Genomic DNA, 20255 nt, shown 5'->3' with positions numbered 1-20255 from the left:
ATCATACGATTTTTAGGCGATGTGAAAGCTTTTGTTGTTGTGTGTATTGTTCGTGTTGTGTGATTTCAAGATAATTTACTGGCGCACTAGGATGTACGTCGCTGATCACAAGCTTTTAATCAAAACCCATACAGACGCAACCAAGATAAGACAAAGGGGCAATGCCAATTTACATCTTGGAAGTGCGAGGAAAGTTTATGAAAAGAGTATTTTGGCTGATGTCCGCTGTTGGGCTGACCTTTGGACAAACAAGTGCCGCTCAATCAAACAGCATTCAAATCGCCCAAGGCAACGTTGTGAATGTTGGTAGCACGCCCAATACCACAACGAATATTGATGATGTAATCAATAAGCTAATCGCATTGAACCACGCTTCTGTATCAAGCATTCAACAACCTGTAAATACCGTTTCTAATACTGTATCAACCTCAAGCCCGCTTTCTAACGCGACAAATTTTAGTTCATCCCATCAAGCACCTTCTATCACCGCCCAGCTTACCAGCAGTAGCGCACCAAGCGTCGCAGCACGAGCTGCCTCACGTGCGGCACACGGTAGAAGTGTCGGCCGCTGCGCTTTATACGTTCGTAAAGCGCTACAATCAGCAGGCTATGAATTCACACCAAAGCCATCCGCGTATCAGTACGCACACGGCACTCTGGCTAGTGCTGGCTTCACCAAGATTAACAGTGACAATTACGAGCCACAAGTTGGTGATGTGGTGGTATTTAACCGTACTTCTCGCAACCCTCACGGCCACATTCAGATTTATGATGGCAGCCAATGGGTGTCTGACTACCGCCAAACTAAGTTCAGCCCATACAGCCAGCACAACGGCTACACCGTATGGCGTGATACGCGTTACACTGACGCAAGTGCCAATACTGGTACTATGCTTGCCCTTAATGGTCAGTAATTCTGTGATATCAAAAAGCCGACAATCAGTCGGCTTTTATTTTTTGTGCATTATAAATGGCATTGACAAGGCTAAATATTCTGCCAAAAAGCCTTGTCATGAAAATCAGGCGGATTGGCATGCTGTACAGCATAAAAAATCGGCGTGCCATCACGATACAAGATGGCGGTAGGATTGATTTTGCCAATCGTCATTTTGGCGATATCGTCTAGTGTAACGCTCATATGATAATATTTGACCATCTCAGTGTCGTCTAAATCTGACTGTACCACCACAAGCTTGCCATCCGCCCATACGGGCGGTAGGTGACTGGGCGTGCGATAATCGTCAAACTGATAGAGATTATAAAACTCTCCCATCGAGTAATTCAGCTCAAAATAGCGTTTATCATTACCTTGTAATTCAAAAAAACACTCCAGACAATGACCCTCCCACAAGAAATCTTTGCGAGTGGGGTTGGCGCATTCGCTATTAGGTGTATTAAACCAATCACAAGAATGCACTCGATAGCTAAGCTGTAGGGCATTGCCTTTTGTGTTTACCGCCACGCAGATATTCGGGGCGTTGGCGGCCGTGGGGATAAGCTCAAACAGATGTATATTAGAAGGATTGGCATTTTCCCAAAATATTTTTTGATGATTTAGGATGATCATGAACTATGCTCATAAAAAACAAAAACCGCTCATAAGCGAACGGTTTTGGTGTTAGGATGATTCTAGCATCCAAAACGTGCCAAATTCGACAGCTTGGGATTAGGCTCTGGGTTCTTGCGTAGTAGCAGTACCATTCGTCCGATGTGATGAATCACCTCGCTATCAGTGGCCTCAGCCAATGCGTTGGCGCATTCTTTGCGCCCATCGCTTGAACCTGCTGGGATTTTGATTTTGATTAATTCGTGATCATCAAGGGCACGCGCCACTTCCTCGATGACGGTTGGTGTTAGACCGCTGCCGCCAACGATGACGACAGGATTTAGACGATGACCGATGCCGCGCAGCTCTTTTAGGTCTTGCATCTTGGATTTTTTTGAACTCATAAATATTTCCAAAATAAAAAATTTGCTAAATTAATGACATTATAGCAGAAATTATCCCAAATTATCGCATAAAAATGGTAAACTAGGCCGTTATCCGTTTAACTTTTCAAAATAGACCAGAATTAACATCAGTTATGGCAACTCGCATCACCAACAAAAAGTTCTCCAAATCAAGCCGTGCTTGGATGAAAGAGCACATCGATGATTATTATGTGCAAAAAGCCCAAAAAGACGGCTACAGAGCTCGCGCTGCTTATAAGTTATTAGAAATTAACGAAAAAACAGGACTTATCAAAAAAGGCATGACCGTCGTGGACTTAGGTTCAGCGCCGGGCAGTTGGTCTCAGGTGGCAGGTCAGCTTGTCGGTGATGATGGGATTTTAATTGCGTCGGATATTTTGCCAATGGATACACTTGAGAATGTGACTTTCATTCAGGGTGATTTTCGCGAACAAGAGGTTTTTGATCAGATCATGGTGGAAGTGAATGGCCGACGTGTTGATGTGGTGCTGTCCGATATGGCGCCCAATACCTCTGGGATGTCTGCTGTGGACATGCCGCGCATGATGTATCTGTGTGAGCTTGCGGTGGATTTTGCGCTGAAGGTGCTGCCTGAGGGCGGTGCGCTGATCATGAAAGTATTCCAAGGCGAGGGCTCAGCTGAACTGCGTGCTGACATGCAAAAAAAATTCAGCAAAATCAAAAGCATCAAGCCTGCGGCAAGTCGCCCACGATCAAAAGAGATGTTCTGGGTGGCGATTAAATAGCTGCTGCTTGGCTTGAATTTAAAGCAAGCATCCACATATAAAACAGGTAAATTAAACAATAAGGCGTTGCCCAATAGGCTTGGCGCTTGAGATAGGAAAAATTAGTGAGCGATATGGTAAAAAGCACCTTATTATGGTTGGTGATTATCGGCGTGGTGGTTGCGATTTTTAGCAATCTTGACCGCACCAATGCCGATGCTGATCAGCTGAATTATTCGTCATTCGTCACCGCGGTATCCAAAGGTGAGATCAAGGAAGTGAAGATCGATGGCGAAGAGATCTCGGGTACGAAAGTAAACGGCTCAGAGTTTGAGACTGTGCGTCCTGCCATCAGCGATGATGAGTTGATGCCGTTATTGCGTGAGCATAATGTAGAGGTGCAGGGCACCATGCCTGAACGTCAAGGCCTGGGTTCTCAGCTACTCATCGCGGCTTTCCCGATTTTGCTTATTATCGGTCTGTTCTGGCTAATCATGCGTGGCATGAGTGGTGGTAATTCTGGCGGTGGCATGGGCGGTCGTAACCCGATGAGCTTTGGCAAGTCTAAAGCCAAAATGCTCTCAGAAGATCAGATAAAGGTTACCTTCGAGGATGTGGCAGGCTGTGAAGAATCTAAGCAGGAAGTTGTCGAGATTGTTGATTTTCTAAGAGATCCTGCCAAATTTACCAATCTTGGTGCGACCATCCCGCGTGGCGTATTGATGGTTGGCCCTCCTGGTACTGGTAAGACATTGCTTGCTAAGGCGATTGCAGGCGAGGCGAAGGTGCCATTTTTCTCGATCTCAGGTTCTGACTTCGTTGAGATGTTCGTGGGTGTTGGTGCCAGCCGTGTTCGTGACATGTTCGAACAAGCCAAAAAGAACGCACCTTGCATCATCTTTATTGATGAGATTGATGCGGTCGGTCGTCATCGTGGGTCAGGCATGGGCGGTGGTCACGATGAGCGTGAACAGACATTAAACCAGCTGTTGGTTGAGATGGATGGCTTTGAAGGCAACGACGGTGTCATTGTCATCGCTGCGACGAACCGTGTGGATGTATTGGATAAGGCGCTACTTCGCCCTGGTCGCTTTGACCGTCAGGTGTCGGTAGGACTGCCCGACATCAAAGGTCGTGAACAGATCCTTAATGTACACCTTAAGAAGCTACCACAGACCATCGGCGTTGATGTGAATGCACTGGCTCGCGGTACACCTGGTTTTAGCGGTGCTCAGCTTGCCAACCTAGTGAATGAAGCAGCGCTATTCGCAGCACGTCGCAATAAGTCACATGTGGACATGAATGACTTTGAAGATGCCAAAGACAAGCTGTATATGGGTCCTGAACGCAAATCAATGGTGCTGCGTGAAGAGGAGCGCCGTGCGACTGCTTATCATGAAGCAGGCCATGCGCTCGTGGCTCAGCTGTTGCCGAACACCGACCCTGTACACAAAGTGACAATCATGCCACGTGGTTGGGCGCTGGGTGTGACATGGCAGCTGCCTGAACAGGATGCGGTAAGCAACTATAAGGATAAGATGCTAAATGAGCTGTCCATCCTATTCGGTGGGCGTATCGCTGAAGAGATCTTTGTGAATCGTCAATCAACCGGAGCATCGAACGACTTTGAGCGGGCAACCAAAATGGCGCGTGCCATGGTCGCGAAATACGGCATGAGCGATAATCTGGGCATCATGGTCTATGAGGCAGAAGAGCATGGCGGCTATATCGGTGGCTCTACTCGCACCATCTCAGAGGCAACGCAGCAAAAAGTTGATGATGAGATTCGTCGCATCTTAGAGCAGCAATATGACGTGGCGTACAAGCTGATTGATGAGAATCATGACAAGATGCATGCGATGGTTGATGCATTGATGAGATGGGAAACCATCGACCGTGAGCAGTTCTTACAAATCATGAATGGCGAGGAGCCGCGTGAGCCCAAGGATTATCAGCATGATGTATCATCCATTGCTGCTGCCGCACCAGTAGCGCCACCAGTGGATGAGCTTCCACCACCGTTACCAACTTCGTAATTATGATAAAACATCGCCTAAGGGCGGTGTTTTTTATTTTTAATAATAATTTGTGAATATTTGTTTACTAAATACTTGCAATTTGGCTAAAAGTTTTATAGCATGGTCAGTTTTAGAATACCCCAAAAACGGCAGAACAGATTATGGCAGGTTTTATTAAGACTCAACTAAATCGCGGTAAAAAAATCATCGGCATGGGCGTAACTTTGGCAGGAGGCTATCGTACCGCCAAGCGCATTGGGGCGTTCGATGCACCCCCTAGAGATATTTTGCCAAAATACATTCAAACCTTTTGCCGTAAGATGGTAAACTCATTCGGCGTTCAGGTCGTTCAGGTTGAGCCTGTGCCACAGACGCATGGTCTGTGGGTGTCTAACCATGTGTCGTGGCTAGACATTCCTGTCGTAGGCTCGGTCGCGCCGGTGTTCTTCTTGTCTAAGGCTGAGATTGGCGAATGGTTCATCTTTGGTAAGCTTGCCAAAGCGGGTGGGACATTATTCATCAAGCGCGGCTCAGGCGATGTCGGCGGTGTAAGCGATCAGATTTCTGATTTCTTGCGTGGCGGGTCTTCGGTTGTGTTCTTCCCTGAGGCGACCACCACAGATGGCAAACAAATCAAAAAAATCTACGGCAAGCTGCTACAATCAGCATTAGATACGGGGCTGCCGATCTGTCCTGTTGTGGTTGCTTATGTCGATAAGGACGGTAGCCTGTCAGACGATGCAGCCTATTATGGTAAGCGGACGATGGCGGACAGTCTACGCCGTGTCGCCGACAGTAAGGGCATCACAGCCTATGTGCTGCCACTTAAACCCATTCATCCAAATGATAAGACGCGCAGTGAGCTGACCGCTGAGCTTCAAAAAGCAATGGAAGATGGCTTGGCAGATCTACACAAACGAGTGCTTAAGGCATAATAAAAATCGGACAGCGCTGCGTTGTCCGATTTTTTTGTATTTATAATCGCCACCTAAACGAACTTTAGTCCGCTCTCGCCTTTTGGCGTGACTTTGAAGATTTTTACCTTAAACAAGACATCTTGTCCTGCCAATGGATGATTAAAATCCACTTTAACCTCGTCTTCGGTCACTTCACTGATGACGCCGGCTAGGGTGTTTTGTCCTTTGTCGGCAAATTCCATCATCATGCCCACCACAGGATTTGGCTCGGATAGGCTGAATTTGGCACGCGGAAAACTTTGTACGTTCTCACCATTCCATTCGCCAAAAGCCTGATCGGGTGGTAGATGAGCGGTGCGAGTGTCACCTGCTTTTAGGTTGATGAGTACCTGCTCGAATCCTGCCAATAGGCTTTCATCGCCAATGGTTAATGTCACAGGCTCATCTCGTCCAAAAGTGGAATCGATGATGGTGCCGTTGGGCAGACTAACCTCAAAATGCAGGCTGACGGTACTGCCATCTGTGATGCGAATCTCTTCATTGGGTAAAATGTTCATGTAATTTTCCAAATACAAATAAGCGCAAAGTTTACCACAGCTGGCGACTATAGTAAAATGCGTACCGGGTTTTGGTGAAAAATAGTGCTGTCAGACGGATGTATTTAAAAAACCAAACAAGGGCGGGTAAATGCCCTTTGCCATGATGGCAGGCTAAAATTTACGATTGATTGATAAAAAAAGCTGTGTATTTTTTGTGTCGTGGGCAAAGTGATTGCTGTCAATGCGCTCAAATCGTAAATGCAGGCTTGGATAATAACCTTTATAAGCCAGTTTTTGATGCCAAATGCGGTGTTCGGTTTGGTAGCGAAAATCATCTCTTTTGATGCCAAAGAAATCTATGTCTTGATAACTGCGTCTACCCACGCTGATTTGATGACCTGTGCCAATATTTCCCCATAATTTATCCAGACCTGCAAATATCGTGCCTTGTTGATGGCTTTCGCTCCTGTCATTGACATCGTCTTTGATGAAATGAATGCCAAGATAATAATAAGGACTGCTGCGGTGATTGAGGCTTAGAGTTGCCATGTGGCTTGTGCCGTCTAAAAATGTCCTTGTTTTGTGTTTTTTATTGGCGATGTCGATTTCAATACCGCCTCGATGGCTAGACCCAACGAGTTTATGGGCGGATAACCTTAGCCCTTGGGTTATTGAATAAGGGTTGTTACCAAAGTGGCGCACCTGCTGATAAATGCCAAGACCAAATTGTTCGTCAAAACTTTGATAAGATAAGCTTGGTGAAATCTCGGCAGTGACATCGTTATATGCTTTATTATCCCAATAATATTTACCATGAACAGATGCGCCCACTTCTAAGGACAGATTGTCTTTTAGGTAATGATTTTTTGAGATATTGGCGCTATAGCCTATGCCGTGGGCGGATTCTGCTTTGGGCAGTTGCCAGTCTTGGTATTGGCTGATACTTGGAGCGTTATTGACATTGTCATCATCCAAATAACGCATGGCAAAACGTGTCTTGGTTTGGTTTAGCTCTTTGAATTGTTGAGTTAAGCTGTTCAATACATTGCTAGGTAGGTTGTCATCTTGTTTAGCAATGCTAAATTCATCTTGGGCAAGACGAATCTGGTGGTTGGCAAGGTATGCCAAAATAAGCCTTACCCGTATGGGGGTGAGCTCTGGGTTTTGGTGTAGAATTTGTTGATAATGATGAGTTGCTTGCCTGATGTCTTGTTGTTCTTGTATGACCGCTTGGGCGTATAGATACAAAATTTCATCTTTGTCGCTCACGGTTGCATAAACAGGCAGTAGAATCTGTAAGCCATTCACATCATTTCTGTCGACGGCTTGGCTAATGACTTCATTAAATAGCGTGATGTCCGCCAAAAGCTCTTTTTCGGTCAGCTGTAGCATGTCAAGGGTGGCAGGTTCGTTGGCGCTGGCGCTGTGTATCAATGAGCGATGGGTAAAGGACGGTTCATCTTTTGGTGTATTGGCAAGCACAAAGCTTGGTAATAAACATACTACCAAGCTTGTGATAAATAATGGGCGATTCATCCCTTATTCAGACTTATTTTTTTGCACCGTACGCACCTGCGATGCTGCCATCAGCATTACGATAGGTGCCACCAAGCTCAGCTGCATTCGCGCCATAGAATTGACCTTTGGTGCTGATGCCTTTATTTGTGCCTGAGAAGGTGTTACCAGTAATGGCACCAGTTAGGGCGGTATCGCCGACTGTTCCAGTCAGTTTCTTATTGCCGTAGTCAACATTGAAATTGGCTATGACATTGTTGGAGTTGCCATTGGCAAAATGAACGCCGTTACCCTTATAGGTGGCGGTGCCTGTGGTTGGCATGTTGGTGGTTGGTGTGCCTTGTGCAAATAGGAAGGCTTCACCCTTGGTGTTTTCACGGACGTAGCCGTAGCGAGTATAAGCAAGGTTTGAGCTACCGCCAACGCGAGCCATGTTGTTTGCATTTATATTAAGTGTGCCCACCTGAAAGCCGCGTGGGATAAAGTCTACCGCCTGACCGTTAACCACCACCTGATTCACGCTGGGGCTATTGGTAAGAGCGGTGCTGGCACCCGCCTTGTTATTGGCGATGTTCATTTTTGTGCCTTGAATGCCTGATGTACTTGGCTGTGTGAGTTTGGTTGGAGTGCTTGGCTGAGTATTTGGGATGCCGCTGGGTGCAGCTGGGGTAGATGAGCCACCATTGCTGCTGCTACAAGCAGTTAAGCCAACGGCAATTAAGCCGATTAGAGGTAATAGGGAGGTACGCATACAATACTCCTTTTGGGTGGGAATCTCGTTTGATGAGATTGGTTGACTTACTCGTTGTGGTGGAACATTGTCGTTTTATTGACAATGTTTCGCCATTTTATTGATAATCTTACTAAAGTTGACAGATTTGTTTTGATGCTTAGATGGATTATAGCCAAACAGCAAAGACAAAAGCAAGTAATTTTTAAAGCATTGATTGTGATTATTTAAGGATGTTAATGATTTTTTGTCGTTTTTTCTCCAGAAACAGCATATCAATAACTACCAATGCCATACCGACACAGATGCCGATATCAGCAATGTTAAAGATGGGATAATGCCACACATTGGCATAATGTACATGAATAAAATCAATCACATAACCATGTAAGAAGCGATCAATCACATTACCAATCGCGCCACCAAGTACCAAAGCCAGGCCCCATGATAGGATTTTGGCAGTTTTTGGAATTTGGCGCAGATAGCTTATGATGAATATCGACACGGCCAAACCTAGAATGGCAAAGAAATATTTCTGCCAACCGCCGGCATTCGCCAAGAAGCTAAATGCTGCTCCATAATTATAAGCAAGCGTCCAGTTTAACAATGGCGGTATGACATCCACCGTCTCGTGTAACTCAAATGTGCTGTTAAAATAATATTTGGTCAGCTGGTCGAGAATGAGCATAGCAAGCGCAATCAAGTAAAACTTCATTGCGCCTTTGCCATTGGCTTGATTAGGCATATTGACGATTCTCCCCGGCGCCATCTACGTTAGTAATGCAGCGGCCGCACAGCTCTGGATGGTCGGCATGAGTACCTACATCGTTGCGGATGTGCCAGCATCGGGTGCATTTTTGACCATCGGCAGGCGCAATCACAACGCCAAAGCCTTCGTCTTGGGTAATGTTGGCATCACTGGTGATGAATACGAAACGAGCTTCATCGCCTAGCTTGGCAAGGGCATTATAGGTTGCATCATTTGCAGTGATTGCTGCTTTGGCCGTTAGGTTGGAGCTGATGATTTTGTCGCCGCGAGCTTCTTCGATGGCTTTATTCACCAAATCTTTGGCATCTAAAATCGCCTTCCAGTCATCGGCAGTGATGTCAGTCATGGCAGGTGTTGGTAGTTCATACCATTCATCAGCAAAGACGTATTTGTGCGTGTCATCGCTGCGGATAAAGCCCCATGCTTCTTGGGCGGTAAATGGCAGAATCGGAGCGATCCAACGCACCACCGCTTGAGCGATGTGGTATAGGGCGGTCTGAGCGGAGCGTCTTGGCTTTCCGTCTGCCTTGGTGGTGTAGGTTCTGTCTTTGATGATGTCAAGGTAGAATCCGCCAAGGCTCTGCGAGCAGAACATCGATACCGCTTGGACGACTTGGTGGAAATCCATGTCGTTATAAGACTTAACGATGGTGTCTTGGGTGTCCTTGGCTAGGTGTAAGATAAATTTATCAAGGCTGACCAATTCATCTAATGTAATGCTGTCAGTCGCAGGGTTAAAATCGCTGGTGTTGGCAAGTAAGAAGCGAAGTGTGTTACGAATACGGCGATAATTATCAACCGCGCCCGCGAATACCTTCTGACCTGCGCTCATCTCATAGCGATAGTCGGCAGAAGCGATCCATAGGCGAAGCATGTCCGCACCTGTCTTGTCGATCTGTTTTTGTGGTTCGATGATGTTACCAAGAGATTTACTCATCTTGTGACCTTTTTCGTCCACGACGAAACCGTGTGTCAGCACCTGCTTAAATGGTGCGCGACCGTAGATTGCTTCACTGGTCAGTAGCGATGTCTGGAACCAGCCACGATGCTGATCTGAGCCTTCTAGGTACATATCAGCAGGGTTGGTTAGGCTGCCGTCTTGGTCAAGCACCGCAAAATGTGTCGTCCCTGAGTCGAACCAGACATCAAGTGTGTCCGTGACTTTGTTATAATCTTTGGCATCATCGCCCAGAAAGTCGCTGGCATTTGCATCAAACCATGCTTCAATGCCGTCTTGCTCGATGACTTTGGCGACTTTCTCGATTAATTCTGACGTCTGTGGATGCAGTTCGTCGGTTTCTTTATGGGTGAAGAATGCAATCGGCACACCCCAAGTGCGTTGACGGCTGATACACCAGTCAGGACGACCTTCAACCATGGCTTCGATGCGGTTTTGACCCCATGATGGTGTCCAAGTGACGTTCTTGATGTCTTCTAGGGCTTTTTGGCGCAGTCCGCCTTTTTCCATGCTGATGAACCATTGCGGGGTCGCACGGAAGATGATTGGCGTTTTGTGTCGCCAGCAATGTGGATAGCTGTGGCGGGTTTTGCTATGCTTGAGCAGATTGCCGGTGCTTTCTAGGGTTTCAATGATTTTTGGCTGAGCTTTATAAATATGCTCGCCAACGAATACTTTGGCGTTGTCCAGATATACGCCGGTATCGCCGACGGGATTTTCAACTGGTAAGTTGTATTTGCTACCGACGACATAGTCATCCACACCGTGGGCGGGGGCAGTATGCACAAGACCTGTACCGCTGTCGGTGGTGACGTGTGCGCCTAGGATGAGCGGCACTTGACGATTGCTGATGAGCGGGTGCTGAGCAAGGCTGTGCTCCAGCGCATCGCCTTTAACGGTGGCAATCTCGCCTAGGTTATCAAGCTCAAGCTCTGTTAGCACATTCTCCACAAGTTCACTGGCTAGTAGTAGAGCGCCCTTAGCGGTCTTGATGAAGCTATAATTCTCGTGCGGATTGATGGAGATGGCTTGGTTGGCAGGCAGTGTCCAAGGCGTGGTGGTCCAGATAACAGCAAATGCCGGCTCATTAAGGGCAATACCTTTGATGTCGGTCAATTCAAAACCCACAAAAATCGCATCAGACGTCTTGTCTTGATATTCTACCTCGGCTTCAGCCAGTGCAGAACCGCAGTCTAGGCACCAGTTTACAGGCTTCATGCCACGCACGATGTGACCGTTATCGTAGATCTTGCCCAAAGCTCGTACGATGTTGGCTTCTTGCTTGAAATTCATGGTGAGATAAGGTTTATCCCAGTCGCCAAGCACACCTAAGCGTTTAAAATCTGCTTTTTGAAGTTCGATTTGGCTGGTGGCATATTCTCGGCACAGCTTACGAAATTCAGTGGCGTTTACCTTTTGACCGACTTTACCGACTTGTTGTTCTACTTTTTGTTCGATTGGCAGACCGTGGCAATCCCAGCCAGGTACATACACGGCATCATAGCCAGATAGGTTTTTTGATTTGGTGATGATGTCTTTTAGGACCTTATTGACCGCATGCCCTAGGTGAATCTGACCGTTGGCGTATGGAGGCCCATCATGTAGGATGTATTTGGGCAGACCTTGCTTAGCTTGGCGAACTTGTTTATATAGTTCGTCATTTTCCCATTCGTCCAGCCATTTTGGTTCGCGTTTGGCGAGATCGGCGCGCATGGGAAAAGGGGTGTCAGCAAGGTTTAGGGTGTTTTTGTAGTCTTTTTGGTCGGTCATGGCGGTGGCTCTTGTGTCAATAAATCAAATAACAAGGTATTATAAGACAAAAGGGCAGATTTGGCAAAAGTTCACTAAAAAATGCTGGTAATTTTAATCGCTGTGGATATAATACACAAAATTACAATTCAGAAAATTTAGAAAAGGTTTTAACATGAGCTGGTTTCCAAAATGGCAGCCTTATCAAGGCGATATCAACACACAGCCTGTGGCGACAAATGAGTATTTGCCCACTTCCCAGAGCATCATGCTGGGCATTCAGCATGTGCTGGCGATGTTCGGGGCAACGGTGTTGGCGCCTTTATTGATGGGCTTTGATGCCAATCTTGCCATCATGATGAGTGGTATTTGTACGATTTTATTCTTTGTCATGACAGGCGGGCGAGTGCCTAGCTATCTGGGTTCTTCTTTTGCCTTTATCGGCGTGGTAGCGGCTGCGACGGCGCACGCGACGGGCTCTGGGGCGAACCCAAATCTTGGCGTGGCATTAGGCGGTATCATCGCCTGTGGTGTGCTGTATGCTATGATCGGGTTCATCGTGATGGGTACGGGTACTAAGTGGATTGAGAAGCTCATGCCCCCTGTGGTGACGGGTGCGGTGGTGATGATCATCGGTCTAAACCTTGCGCCTGTGACGGTGTCAAATGTCGCAGGCAAGCCGTTCGAGCTGTGGATGACGTTGGTGACCTTGCTGTGCATGGGGATGATTGCGGTGTTTAGCCGTGGCTTTATGCAGCGCCTGTTGCTGCTGCTTGGCTTGGTGCTTGCTTATATTATCTATGCCATCGTGGCGAATGGTTTTGGGCTGGGTGCGCCGATTGATTTTGGTGTGATTGGTAATGCAGCGTGGTTTGGTGTGCCGAATTTCTCTGCGCCTGTGTTTGATGTTAATGCCATGCTCATCATTGCGCCTGTAGCATTTATCCTAGTTGCTGAGAACTTGGGTCACATTAAGGCAGTTGGTGCGATGACTGGCGAGAATCTAACACCATATCTAGGACGTGCGTTCGTGGCGGATGGCGTGGCGACAGCATTATCGGCAGGTGTGGGCGGTACTGGCATGACGACCTATGGCGAGAACATCGGGGTGATGGCGGTGACTCGTGTTTACTCTACGATCATCTTTGTGATCGCGGGTGTGTTTGCGGTATTTTTGGGGCTGTCTCCTAAATTTGGTGCGCTCATTCAGACCATCCCAAGCCCCGTTTTGACGGGTGCATCCATTGTGGTGTTTGGCTTAATTACCATTGCCGGGGCGAAGATTTGGATTGATAACCGTGTTAATTTTGCCAACAATAAAAACCTGATGGTAGCGGCAGTGACCATCATCTTGGGCACGGGCGATTTTGGCTTGATGATTGGCAGCTTTAATCTAGGCGGTATCGGTACGGCGACGTTCGCGGCGATCTTGTTGCATTGGTTCTTAAGCTTAAAGGAGTCAAAAGATACGTTCTAACTGTATTGCTGGCATATTAAAAAATTTGCAAGCCGATTACAAAGTGTTTATAATAAATTCATACCCATTGCTAATAGATCAAGCGATTTGATGGCGACAGGCGACAATCTTTTGGATTTGTCGCCTTTTTGATGGGACTGACGATACGCAATTAAGCGTTGGAGTTTATGGAGTGAAATTATGTATGACAATCCATTTTCGTGCACGGCACAGCCAACCTTTGTGGATGGGCTGCATTGTGCGGTAAATGTGTTTAGCGCGCCTTTGTGGGATGTGCTTTTGTGGATGCTCATTGCGGCAGGTTTGTTCTTTACTGTGGTGTCGGGATTTGCGCAGTTTAGATTGTTCGGTAAGAGCGTCAAAACCATGCTCGGCAGCCGTAAAGGTCATGATGAAAATCAAGGCATCTCGGCATTTCAGGCGTTCGTTACAGGCTTGGCAAGTCGTGTGGGCGTGGGTAACATCGCAGGCGTGGCGCTTGCCATCGGCATCGGCGGTGCGGGCGCGGTATTTTGGATGTGGCTGATCGCTTTGATTGGTATGTGCTCGGCATTGGCGGAATCTAGCTTGGCTCAGTTATTCAAAATCAAAGATGAGACAACAGGGCGTTTCCGTGGCGGTCCTGCCTATTACATCGAGCAAGGCCTTGGGCAAAAATGGCTTGGATTTGTGTTCGCTTTGGCGCTGATCGTCTGCTTTGGCTTTGTGTATCAATCCATCCAATCAAATACCATCACGCTGTCGATTCAGTCAGCAATGGGCTGTGTGGGCGAGACGGATGCTTGCCAAAGTGATTGGCAGCTTTATAAGCATGGCATTGGCGCGCTTCTTGTGGTGTTGGCAGCACCGATCATCTTTGGTGGTATTAAGCGTGTTTCGATGATCGCTGAGATTATCGTACCGATCATGGCGGCGATTTATCTGCTAGTTGCGCTTTATATCATTGTGATTAATATCACCGAGATTCCAGGCATTATCGGATTGATCTTCACCAAGGCGTTCACCTTTGAGGCAGCGGGCGGTGGTCTGTTCGGTTCGATGGTGTCTATCGCCATGATGCAAGGCATCAAGCGCGGTCTGTATTCTAATGAAGCAGGTCAAGGTTCTGCACCGAATGCAGCAGCAGCAGCCAGTGTTAAGCATCCTGTCGAGCAGGGCACAATCCAGATGTTTGGTGTATTCGTAGATACACTCATCGTGTGTTCGTGCACAGCGTTCGTGATTTTGCTTGCGACCATGCCGCAGAACGTTGCCGACCTATCAGGTGTGCAGCTTACCCAAGCCGCGCTTGAGGCGCACGTGGGTAGTTGGGGTCAGTACTTCTTGGCGATTATTTTGTTCATGTTTGCATTCTCAACCATCATCGGTAACTATGCCTATGCAGAATCGAACATGCAGTTTCTTAAAAACAACACTGTGGTATTGACCTTATTCCGTATCATTGTGCTTGGCTTTGTGTACTTTGGTGCGGTGACGAAGGTCGCTGTTGTGTGGGACATGGGCGACTTGACGATGGGCGTCATGGCTTTCATTAACTTAATTGCCATCGTTCTGCTGTCAAAATATGTCTTTATCCTGGTCAAAGATTACACCAAACAAGTTAAGGCAGGTGTCGCTGAGCCTGAGTTTAAGCTTGATGATTATCCAGAATTGAAGGCGAAAATTAAGTCTGATATCTGGTAATGATTAAGAATGATAAGGACTGGTTAATAAAACACCCCAAGAGCATTTGGCTTTTGGGGTGTTTTGTTTGGTGTGGCGGCGGCTTAGCTTAGCATGACTTCTAAGCGACTAAAACCTGACGCAGGGTAGATGGCATGGTCAAAGTAGTCATCAGACGCAGGGCGAATCTTACTTATCTGCTTTGCCAAGCATTCTACCAACAGTCTCCCAGTTCAAGCTGTGCTAATGGCCTACCGGGGCAGACATGAATGCCATGTCCATAGACCAGATTGTTAGCTTGGCTTCGGTGTAACTCAAAACTGTCCGCTTGATGAAAGGCTTCGGGGTCACGGTTGGCGGACTGCCAGTTAATCGTGATTTTGGCATCTTTGGGAATGTCTATGCCACAGAGTGACAGGGTAGGTGGTGCGTCGTCTGTTGGTGATGAGCAGATCGTGTAAACGCAGTATTTCTAAGACGGTATTATCAATGTCTTGGGGGTTGGCTTTTAGATGAATCAAGACATCAGGATAATATGTAAAACAAACTAGCGTTATTTACAGTATTATAAGATAATACTGCCATGAACATACATAAAAATACTCGATTATTGCCATTTCAAAGACAAGCCATTTGTGATGCTTATACCAAAGATAAGCGAACCATTGTTTCTTTGGCAGAAGAGTACAAAGTTTCAAGACCTATGATTTACAAAGTCTTAAAACTGGCTCGTCATCGTCTGCTAAAACCACAATCTAGCACCAACAATCGCTTTAAACAAGCCAGATTTGGTGTTAAAAGGCTTGCCAAAGTTGAAAGATCAATACAATACAAGCTCAAAAAGCAAGCAAAGCGTTATAACAAATCTTACCCAGGCGAGATGATGTACTTTGATACCAAGCGATTGCCTTTACTTAAAGAACAAACTACAAATGGCCTAAGAGAATATTTATTTGTTGCCATTGATGATTATTCTCGTGAGCTGTATGCAGCCATCATGCCTGATAAGACAGCATTTAGTGCTGCTAATTTCTTAACCGAGCATGTGGTCGAACCTTATCCTTATGTGATTGATGTGGCGTATTCAGACAATGGCACAGAGTATCAAGGCACAAAGGGTCATGAATTTGTCAAAGCCTGTTACTAAAACAACATCAATCAAAAGTTCACCAAAGTTGGTAAACCACAAACCAACGACAAAGCTGAGCGAGTGATTAGAACCTTAATGCAAATGTGGCATGATAAAACAGAATTTAACGACAGTAATCACACAAAAACAAGAGCTTGACAGATTCTTAAACTTCTACAATACTGTCAAACCACACAGTGCTTTAGTCAAAAAAGATGAACAAGGTAAAACACAAACCTTTACACCCTATGAATGGCTGAAGCTTTATTTTAATCAGAGTGTAAATAACGCTTGAGGTTTTTGCAGATTATCAAATGAATCATAAAAATTTATATCTTGCTCCTGCATGTCCTTAAAAGATAATATTAAGTTTCTATCTTTTACATTAAATTTGTCAATTTTAGCAAGATATACTTTTGAGTCATTGCCTTCATAAGTATATATGCAAGGCAACTTATAATTTCTTTATAGTTGCCATTAAATAACTCTTTGATTTCATCGGTAGTATACTCCAAGAATCTTGATATCCATAATGATATTTCATTATTTTCAATCACAAAATTCTCATTAAAACCTATAACAATAAAATTGAAATACTCATTTTCTTCATTATTCATAAACTTATGTATCTCCGTAAAATCAATAGTGGATTATAAATATATTCGTATTTAATAAGATAAAAATCAACGCTCATTCGGCTTTAAAAAATACAATGCCACCACCACAAGCAAAATAAACCCACTCGCCCCCAGATACAAATCATCTTTGCCAATGCCCATATCCAAGAGCTTGCCTGCCAAAATGGGCGAGACGATAGAGCCAATCCGCCCCACGCCGATTGCCGTGCCAACCCCTGTACTTCTAAATTCAGGGGCGTACAGCGTGGGATTAATGGTATATAGCCCCGTGATACAGCCATTGACAAGGCTACCGACTAAAATGGCAAAGACAAGCGCGAGCTTCAAAGTGGGACTAAACACAAAGCCGATAATGGCAAGGGACGATAGCACGACAAACGCCACGAGCGTGGATTTTAGGGCAAATTTACTCATCAAAAAGCCAAAGATGAGCGAGCCTATCGTACCGCCAATACTGATTGTCATGCCGACCTTTTGGCTTTGTTCTTTGGAAAGTCATAATGATTCTAGCAGGGCAGGCGTCCACGAGCTGATAGAATAAAATGCCAACAAAAAAGCCCGCAGAAGCGAGCTTGATTGTGAATACGATCAGAATTAGCGTTCTAGGTATTGAACCTTACCTGGCACACCGTCCCATTTTTCGTGTTCTGGCAATGGGTCTTTTTTCTCGGTAATGTTCGCCCATACTTGAGACAACTCTTCGTTGATGGCGAGGTATTCTTCTTGACCAGCGGGAATCTCATCTTCGGAGAAAATAGCGTTGGCAGGGCATTCTGGCTCACAAAGCGCGCAGTCGATACACTCATCAGGATTGATGACTAGAAAATTTGGACCTTCGTAGAAGCAGTCAACAGGGCAGACTTCCACGCAGTCTGTGTATTTGCATAGGACGCAGTTATCGGTTACAACAAAAGTCATGGGATTACCTTGGCTAAAAATGGCTAGTAGGTGGGCAAGAATCATGCACTTGCAAATTAGTGGCATATATTTTAGCCTGTTTGGCTGATTTTCTCAAATAAAACATCATATTTTATTATGCCAAAATCGAAAAACTACCATTAAAATCCGCAAAAGACGCTTGCAGATGATAAGGGTTATTATTCATTACAATATAACCGAAAATCATTCTAAAAATTATAGAATTTCATGCTGATTTTGGCTTAAAGGAGTTGCACCATGCGCAAAAAGACCGTGCAGATGACGGTCTTTTTTCAGTGTGTTAATTAGACTTGATGGTCTTTTAACTGAGCTTCTTTGGCCACTTGGTAGCATTGCTCGATATGATCGAAGGCGATTTTTTTGAAAATCATGTAACCGATGGTGGCAGCGACCATCTGACCGCCCAGTGGTATATATTTGGCCACTTGTTTACCGATGATGCGACCGCCGAAGCCTTGAATGGTCTTATTAACCACGCCACGAGTCGCCACCAGTCCGCCGATGGCTAGGATGCGATCTTGGATGGTCTGTCTGCGTGCTGCCTCACTGGCGGTGCTGTGCGGGTCGGTTGGCTCTTCTAGGCCGAATTTTTTGGTAATCTCTGGTAGTAGCTTTGATAGCATGCCCACATCAATCGCCACGTCTAAGAAAGGCAGAGGAATAATCGCCACGCCGGCTGAGATTTTGGCGCGAGATTTGGCAAGTTCTTGGCATTCAGCGCGAACCTTCTCTAGGTTGATGGTTGGGTCGAAGTCTTTGGCGGTAGGCTGACTGATAGGTTTGGTTAGGCTCATAATAGTATCCTTGTTGTTGGGTTTTACTAGATTTAAAAATGCCTTTTAAATCTAGTATGACTTCAATTATAACAAGTTATCTGGCAAGGTATGTAACGAAGTTGTAAACAATTTAGACATTTTGTACAAAAATCAATCAGTATCTAGCCGTGTTTTAGCTGTCTTGGGCGAAAGCCTGTACCGAGCAGTACCGCGCCATAGACTGCCGCGCCAAGTGCGCAGATGCCAAGTAATACCAACACACGCAGCCACTGCGCACCGTCGGATGGATAGTAGGGCAGGATGAGATATAGAGCGATCGCCATGACAAGGCTCGATATGCCAAACTGTGCACCCATCTTGCGCCAATGACTACCAAAGCGCCAGATGCCGCGCTTATGCAAAAAGTAATACAAAAGTCCAGCGTTAACGAAGCTCGCTGCTGTTGTGGCAAGTGCAAGACCGCCATGTAAGGGCAATTTGAATAGATAAAACAGCCCGATGAATATCATGCTAAAGATCATGTTGGCAAAGACAGCTACGATACCGATCTTGACCGGAGTCTTGGTATCTTGACCAGCAAAGAAAGCAGGCGCAAAGATCTTGATTAGCATGAATCCTAAGATACCCCCTGCCATGCTTTTTAGGGCGATGCCGCTCATCAAGGCGTCGTGCTGGCTAAATTCACCGCGTACGAACAGCGCATTCATCAGCACATCAGACAACATGAACATCGCTACGGATGCGGGCAGTCCGACCAGGATGATAAGACGCGCCGCCCAGTCGAGGGTTTTTTTGAAGGTGGCGTCATCCGCCTTGGCACGGCTTGATGAGAGACTTGGCAGAATCACGGTTCCAATCGCCACACCGATCAATCCAAGAGGTAGCTCACTCAATCGCTCAGCGGCATACAGCCAAGAGACCGAACCGCCAATCATCAGCGAGGCGAACACGGTGTTCAGCAGTAGGTTAATCTGAGTGACGGACACACCAAAGATGGCAGGTAACATGAGATTTAAGATGCGTTTTACGCCTTCGTGCTTAAAATCAACTTTGGGCGCAGGCAGTAGTTTTTGACGATAAAGCTCGGGCAGTTGAATGACAAGCTGCAAGATGCCACTGATGGCAACCGCATAGCCTAACGCCATGATGGGCTTATCGAACATGGGTGCGAACAATAATGCCCCTATAATCATGCTTACATTCAACAGCACAGGTGCAAAAGCAGGTGCGGCGAATCGTCCGTAGCTTTGTAAGATGCTACCAAAAAACGCCGTCATTGAGATGAACAGCAGATAAGGAAAGGTTAAGCGAAGTAAGTCAGTCGCCGCATCAAACTTGATGGGATCATTCATAAAACCAGGGGCAAAAATCTGCACCACAAAAGGCGCAAGCGCAATCACCGCTACCGTCAGAACCAATAAGATTAAGCTTAATACGCCAGAGACCCGACTGATGAGAATCTGTACTTCATTTAGAGTGCGTTTTTCTTTATATTCAGATAAGACGGGGACAAAGGCCTGAGAGAATGCACCTTCGGCGAACAGACGACGTAAGAAATTAGGAATCTTGAACGCTACCAAGAACGCATCCATTAATCCGCCTGCGCCAAACACCCCCATCAATACCATGTCGCGCACCAATCCTAAGATGCGCGACAGCATGGTCATGGAGCTGACGATAAAAGTAGAGCGGAACAGACGAGATTTTGCCATGATGATTCACAGAATAAAAAATGCGTATTAT

Annotated in this window: 21 protein-coding genes; 8 read left to right on the top strand and 13 right to left on the bottom strand. The window is 46.1% G+C overall.

What is annotated here, in order from left to right:
• The first annotated feature begins 197 nt into the window (after positions 1-197).
• The gene (locus AAX10_RS07325; RefSeq protein WP_046698520.1) at positions 198-914 is read left to right on the top strand and encodes a CHAP domain-containing protein; all 717 of its coding nucleotides are present in this window, start codon (positions 198-200) and stop codon (positions 912-914) included.
• A gap of 71 nt (positions 915-985) precedes the next feature.
• Here AAX10_RS07325 and AAX10_RS07320 read toward each other — a convergent pair whose 3' ends face one another.
• The gene (locus AAX10_RS07320; protein ID WP_046700264.1) at positions 986-1567 is read right to left on the bottom strand and encodes a DOMON domain-containing protein; all 582 of its coding nucleotides are present in this window, start codon (positions 1565-1567) and stop codon (positions 986-988) included.
• Between the two features lie 62 nt (positions 1568-1629).
• Positions 1630-1950: a YhbY family RNA-binding protein gene (locus AAX10_RS07315; RefSeq protein ID WP_046698518.1), complete on the bottom strand. Its 321-nt coding sequence runs from the start codon at positions 1948-1950 to the stop codon at positions 1630-1632.
• 134 nt (positions 1951-2084) lie between these two features.
• Between AAX10_RS07315 and AAX10_RS07310 the strand changes: the two genes are divergently transcribed.
• From AAX10_RS07310 to AAX10_RS07300, 3 genes are all read left to right on the top strand, one after another.
• Complete coding sequence (locus AAX10_RS07310; RefSeq protein ID WP_036365395.1) at positions 2085-2717, top strand: RlmE family RNA methyltransferase; 633 nt, start codon at positions 2085-2087, stop codon at positions 2715-2717.
• A 113-nt stretch (positions 2718-2830) separates the two neighbouring features.
• Positions 2831-4732, top strand: a complete 1902-nt coding sequence (gene ftsH / locus AAX10_RS07305) for an ATP-dependent zinc metalloprotease FtsH (RefSeq protein WP_046700675.1) — start codon at positions 2831-2833, stop codon at positions 4730-4732.
• 143 nt (positions 4733-4875) lie between these two features.
• Entirely contained in the window at positions 4876-5649 is a 774-nt protein-coding gene (locus AAX10_RS07300; RefSeq protein WP_036365398.1) for a lysophospholipid acyltransferase family protein, read from the top strand.
• A gap of 53 nt (positions 5650-5702) precedes the next feature.
• On the opposite strand, the gene AAX10_RS07295 is transcribed toward AAX10_RS07300, so the two are convergent.
• The 5 genes from AAX10_RS07295 to ileS all read right to left on the bottom strand — a co-directional run bounded on the left by AAX10_RS07295 (position 5703) and on the right by ileS (position 11912).
• Positions 5703-6188 carry an FKBP-type peptidyl-prolyl cis-trans isomerase gene (locus tag AAX10_RS07295; protein ID WP_036365401.1) on the bottom strand — a complete coding sequence of 162 codons (486 nt, stop codon included), beginning with the start codon at positions 6186-6188 and terminating at the stop codon, positions 5703-5705.
• Between the two features lie 153 nt (positions 6189-6341).
• Positions 6342-7706: a surface lipoprotein assembly modifier gene (locus AAX10_RS07290; RefSeq protein WP_046700263.1), complete on the bottom strand. Its 1365-nt coding sequence runs from the start codon at positions 7704-7706 to the stop codon at positions 6342-6344.
• Between the two features lie 13 nt (positions 7707-7719).
• The gene (locus AAX10_RS07285) at positions 7720-8436 is read right to left on the bottom strand and encodes a transferrin-binding protein-like solute binding protein (protein ID WP_080947106.1); all 717 of its coding nucleotides are present in this window, start codon (positions 8434-8436) and stop codon (positions 7720-7722) included.
• Positions 8437-8638: 202 nt separating this feature from the next.
• Complete coding sequence (gene lspA, locus AAX10_RS07280) at positions 8639-9160, bottom strand: signal peptidase II (RefSeq protein ID WP_046700262.1); 522 nt, start codon at positions 9158-9160, stop codon at positions 8639-8641.
• On the bottom strand, positions 9153-11912 hold the full coding sequence (gene ileS, locus AAX10_RS07275; protein ID WP_046700261.1) for an isoleucine--tRNA ligase: 2760 nt from the start codon (positions 11910-11912) through the stop codon (positions 9153-9155). Before ileS ends, lspA begins: the two co-directional genes overlap by 8 nt.
• A gap of 154 nt (positions 11913-12066) precedes the next feature.
• Between ileS and AAX10_RS07270 the strand changes: the two genes are divergently transcribed.
• A complete protein-coding gene (locus tag AAX10_RS07270) occupies positions 12067-13368 on the top strand; it encodes a solute carrier family 23 protein (RefSeq protein ID WP_046700260.1) in 1302 nt (433 codons plus the stop codon).
• A gap of 180 nt (positions 13369-13548) precedes the next feature.
• Positions 13549-15051, top strand: coding sequence for an alanine/glycine:cation symporter family protein (locus tag AAX10_RS07265; RefSeq protein WP_036365416.1), 1503 nt, complete (start codon positions 13549-13551; stop codon positions 15049-15051).
• A 193-nt stretch (positions 15052-15244) separates the two neighbouring features.
• On the opposite strand, the gene AAX10_RS10650 is transcribed toward AAX10_RS07265, so the two are convergent.
• Positions 15245-15433, bottom strand: coding sequence for a cytochrome P450 (locus AAX10_RS10650; RefSeq protein WP_420812471.1), 189 nt, complete (start codon positions 15431-15433; stop codon positions 15245-15247).
• Between the two features lie 180 nt (positions 15434-15613).
• Between AAX10_RS10650 and AAX10_RS07255 the strand changes: the two genes are divergently transcribed.
• Positions 15614-16177 (top strand): DDE-type integrase/transposase/recombinase, encoded by a 564-nt coding sequence (locus AAX10_RS07255; RefSeq protein ID WP_226997758.1) that lies wholly within the window; start codon positions 15614-15616, stop codon positions 16175-16177.
• Between the two features lie 6 nt (positions 16178-16183).
• A complete protein-coding gene (locus AAX10_RS10645; protein WP_226997847.1) occupies positions 16184-16318 on the top strand; it encodes a transposase in 135 nt (44 codons plus the stop codon).
• Positions 16319-16539: 221 nt separating this feature from the next.
• Here the strand turns inward: AAX10_RS10645 and AAX10_RS07250 are convergent, their stop codons facing one another.
• The 5 genes from AAX10_RS07250 to murJ all read right to left on the bottom strand — a co-directional run bounded on the left by AAX10_RS07250 (position 16540) and on the right by murJ (position 20224).
• Entirely contained in the window at positions 16540-16776 is a 237-nt protein-coding gene (locus tag AAX10_RS07250; protein WP_046700259.1) for a hypothetical protein, read from the bottom strand.
• Between the two features lie 66 nt (positions 16777-16842).
• Positions 16843-17262 carry an MFS transporter gene (locus AAX10_RS07245; protein WP_226997757.1) on the bottom strand — a complete coding sequence of 140 codons (420 nt, stop codon included), beginning with the start codon at positions 17260-17262 and terminating at the stop codon, positions 16843-16845.
• A 129-nt stretch (positions 17263-17391) separates the two neighbouring features.
• Positions 17392-17715: a ferredoxin FdxA gene (fdxA, locus tag AAX10_RS07240; protein WP_036365585.1), complete on the bottom strand. Its 324-nt coding sequence runs from the start codon at positions 17713-17715 to the stop codon at positions 17392-17394.
• Positions 17716-18020: 305 nt separating this feature from the next.
• On the bottom strand, positions 18021-18530 hold the full coding sequence (locus tag AAX10_RS07235; protein WP_046700258.1) for a hypothetical protein: 510 nt from the start codon (positions 18528-18530) through the stop codon (positions 18021-18023).
• Between the two features lie 143 nt (positions 18531-18673).
• Positions 18674-20224 carry a murein biosynthesis integral membrane protein MurJ gene (gene murJ, locus AAX10_RS07230; RefSeq protein ID WP_046700257.1) on the bottom strand — a complete coding sequence of 517 codons (1551 nt, stop codon included), beginning with the start codon at positions 20222-20224 and terminating at the stop codon, positions 18674-18676.
• Positions 20225-20255 lie beyond the last annotated feature (31 nt).

Source organism: Moraxella bovoculi (assembly GCF_000988745.2).
Taxonomy (GTDB): domain Bacteria; phylum Pseudomonadota; class Gammaproteobacteria; order Pseudomonadales; family Moraxellaceae; genus Moraxella; species Moraxella bovoculi.
This window is presented reverse-complemented; position numbering and strand designations above follow the sequence as displayed.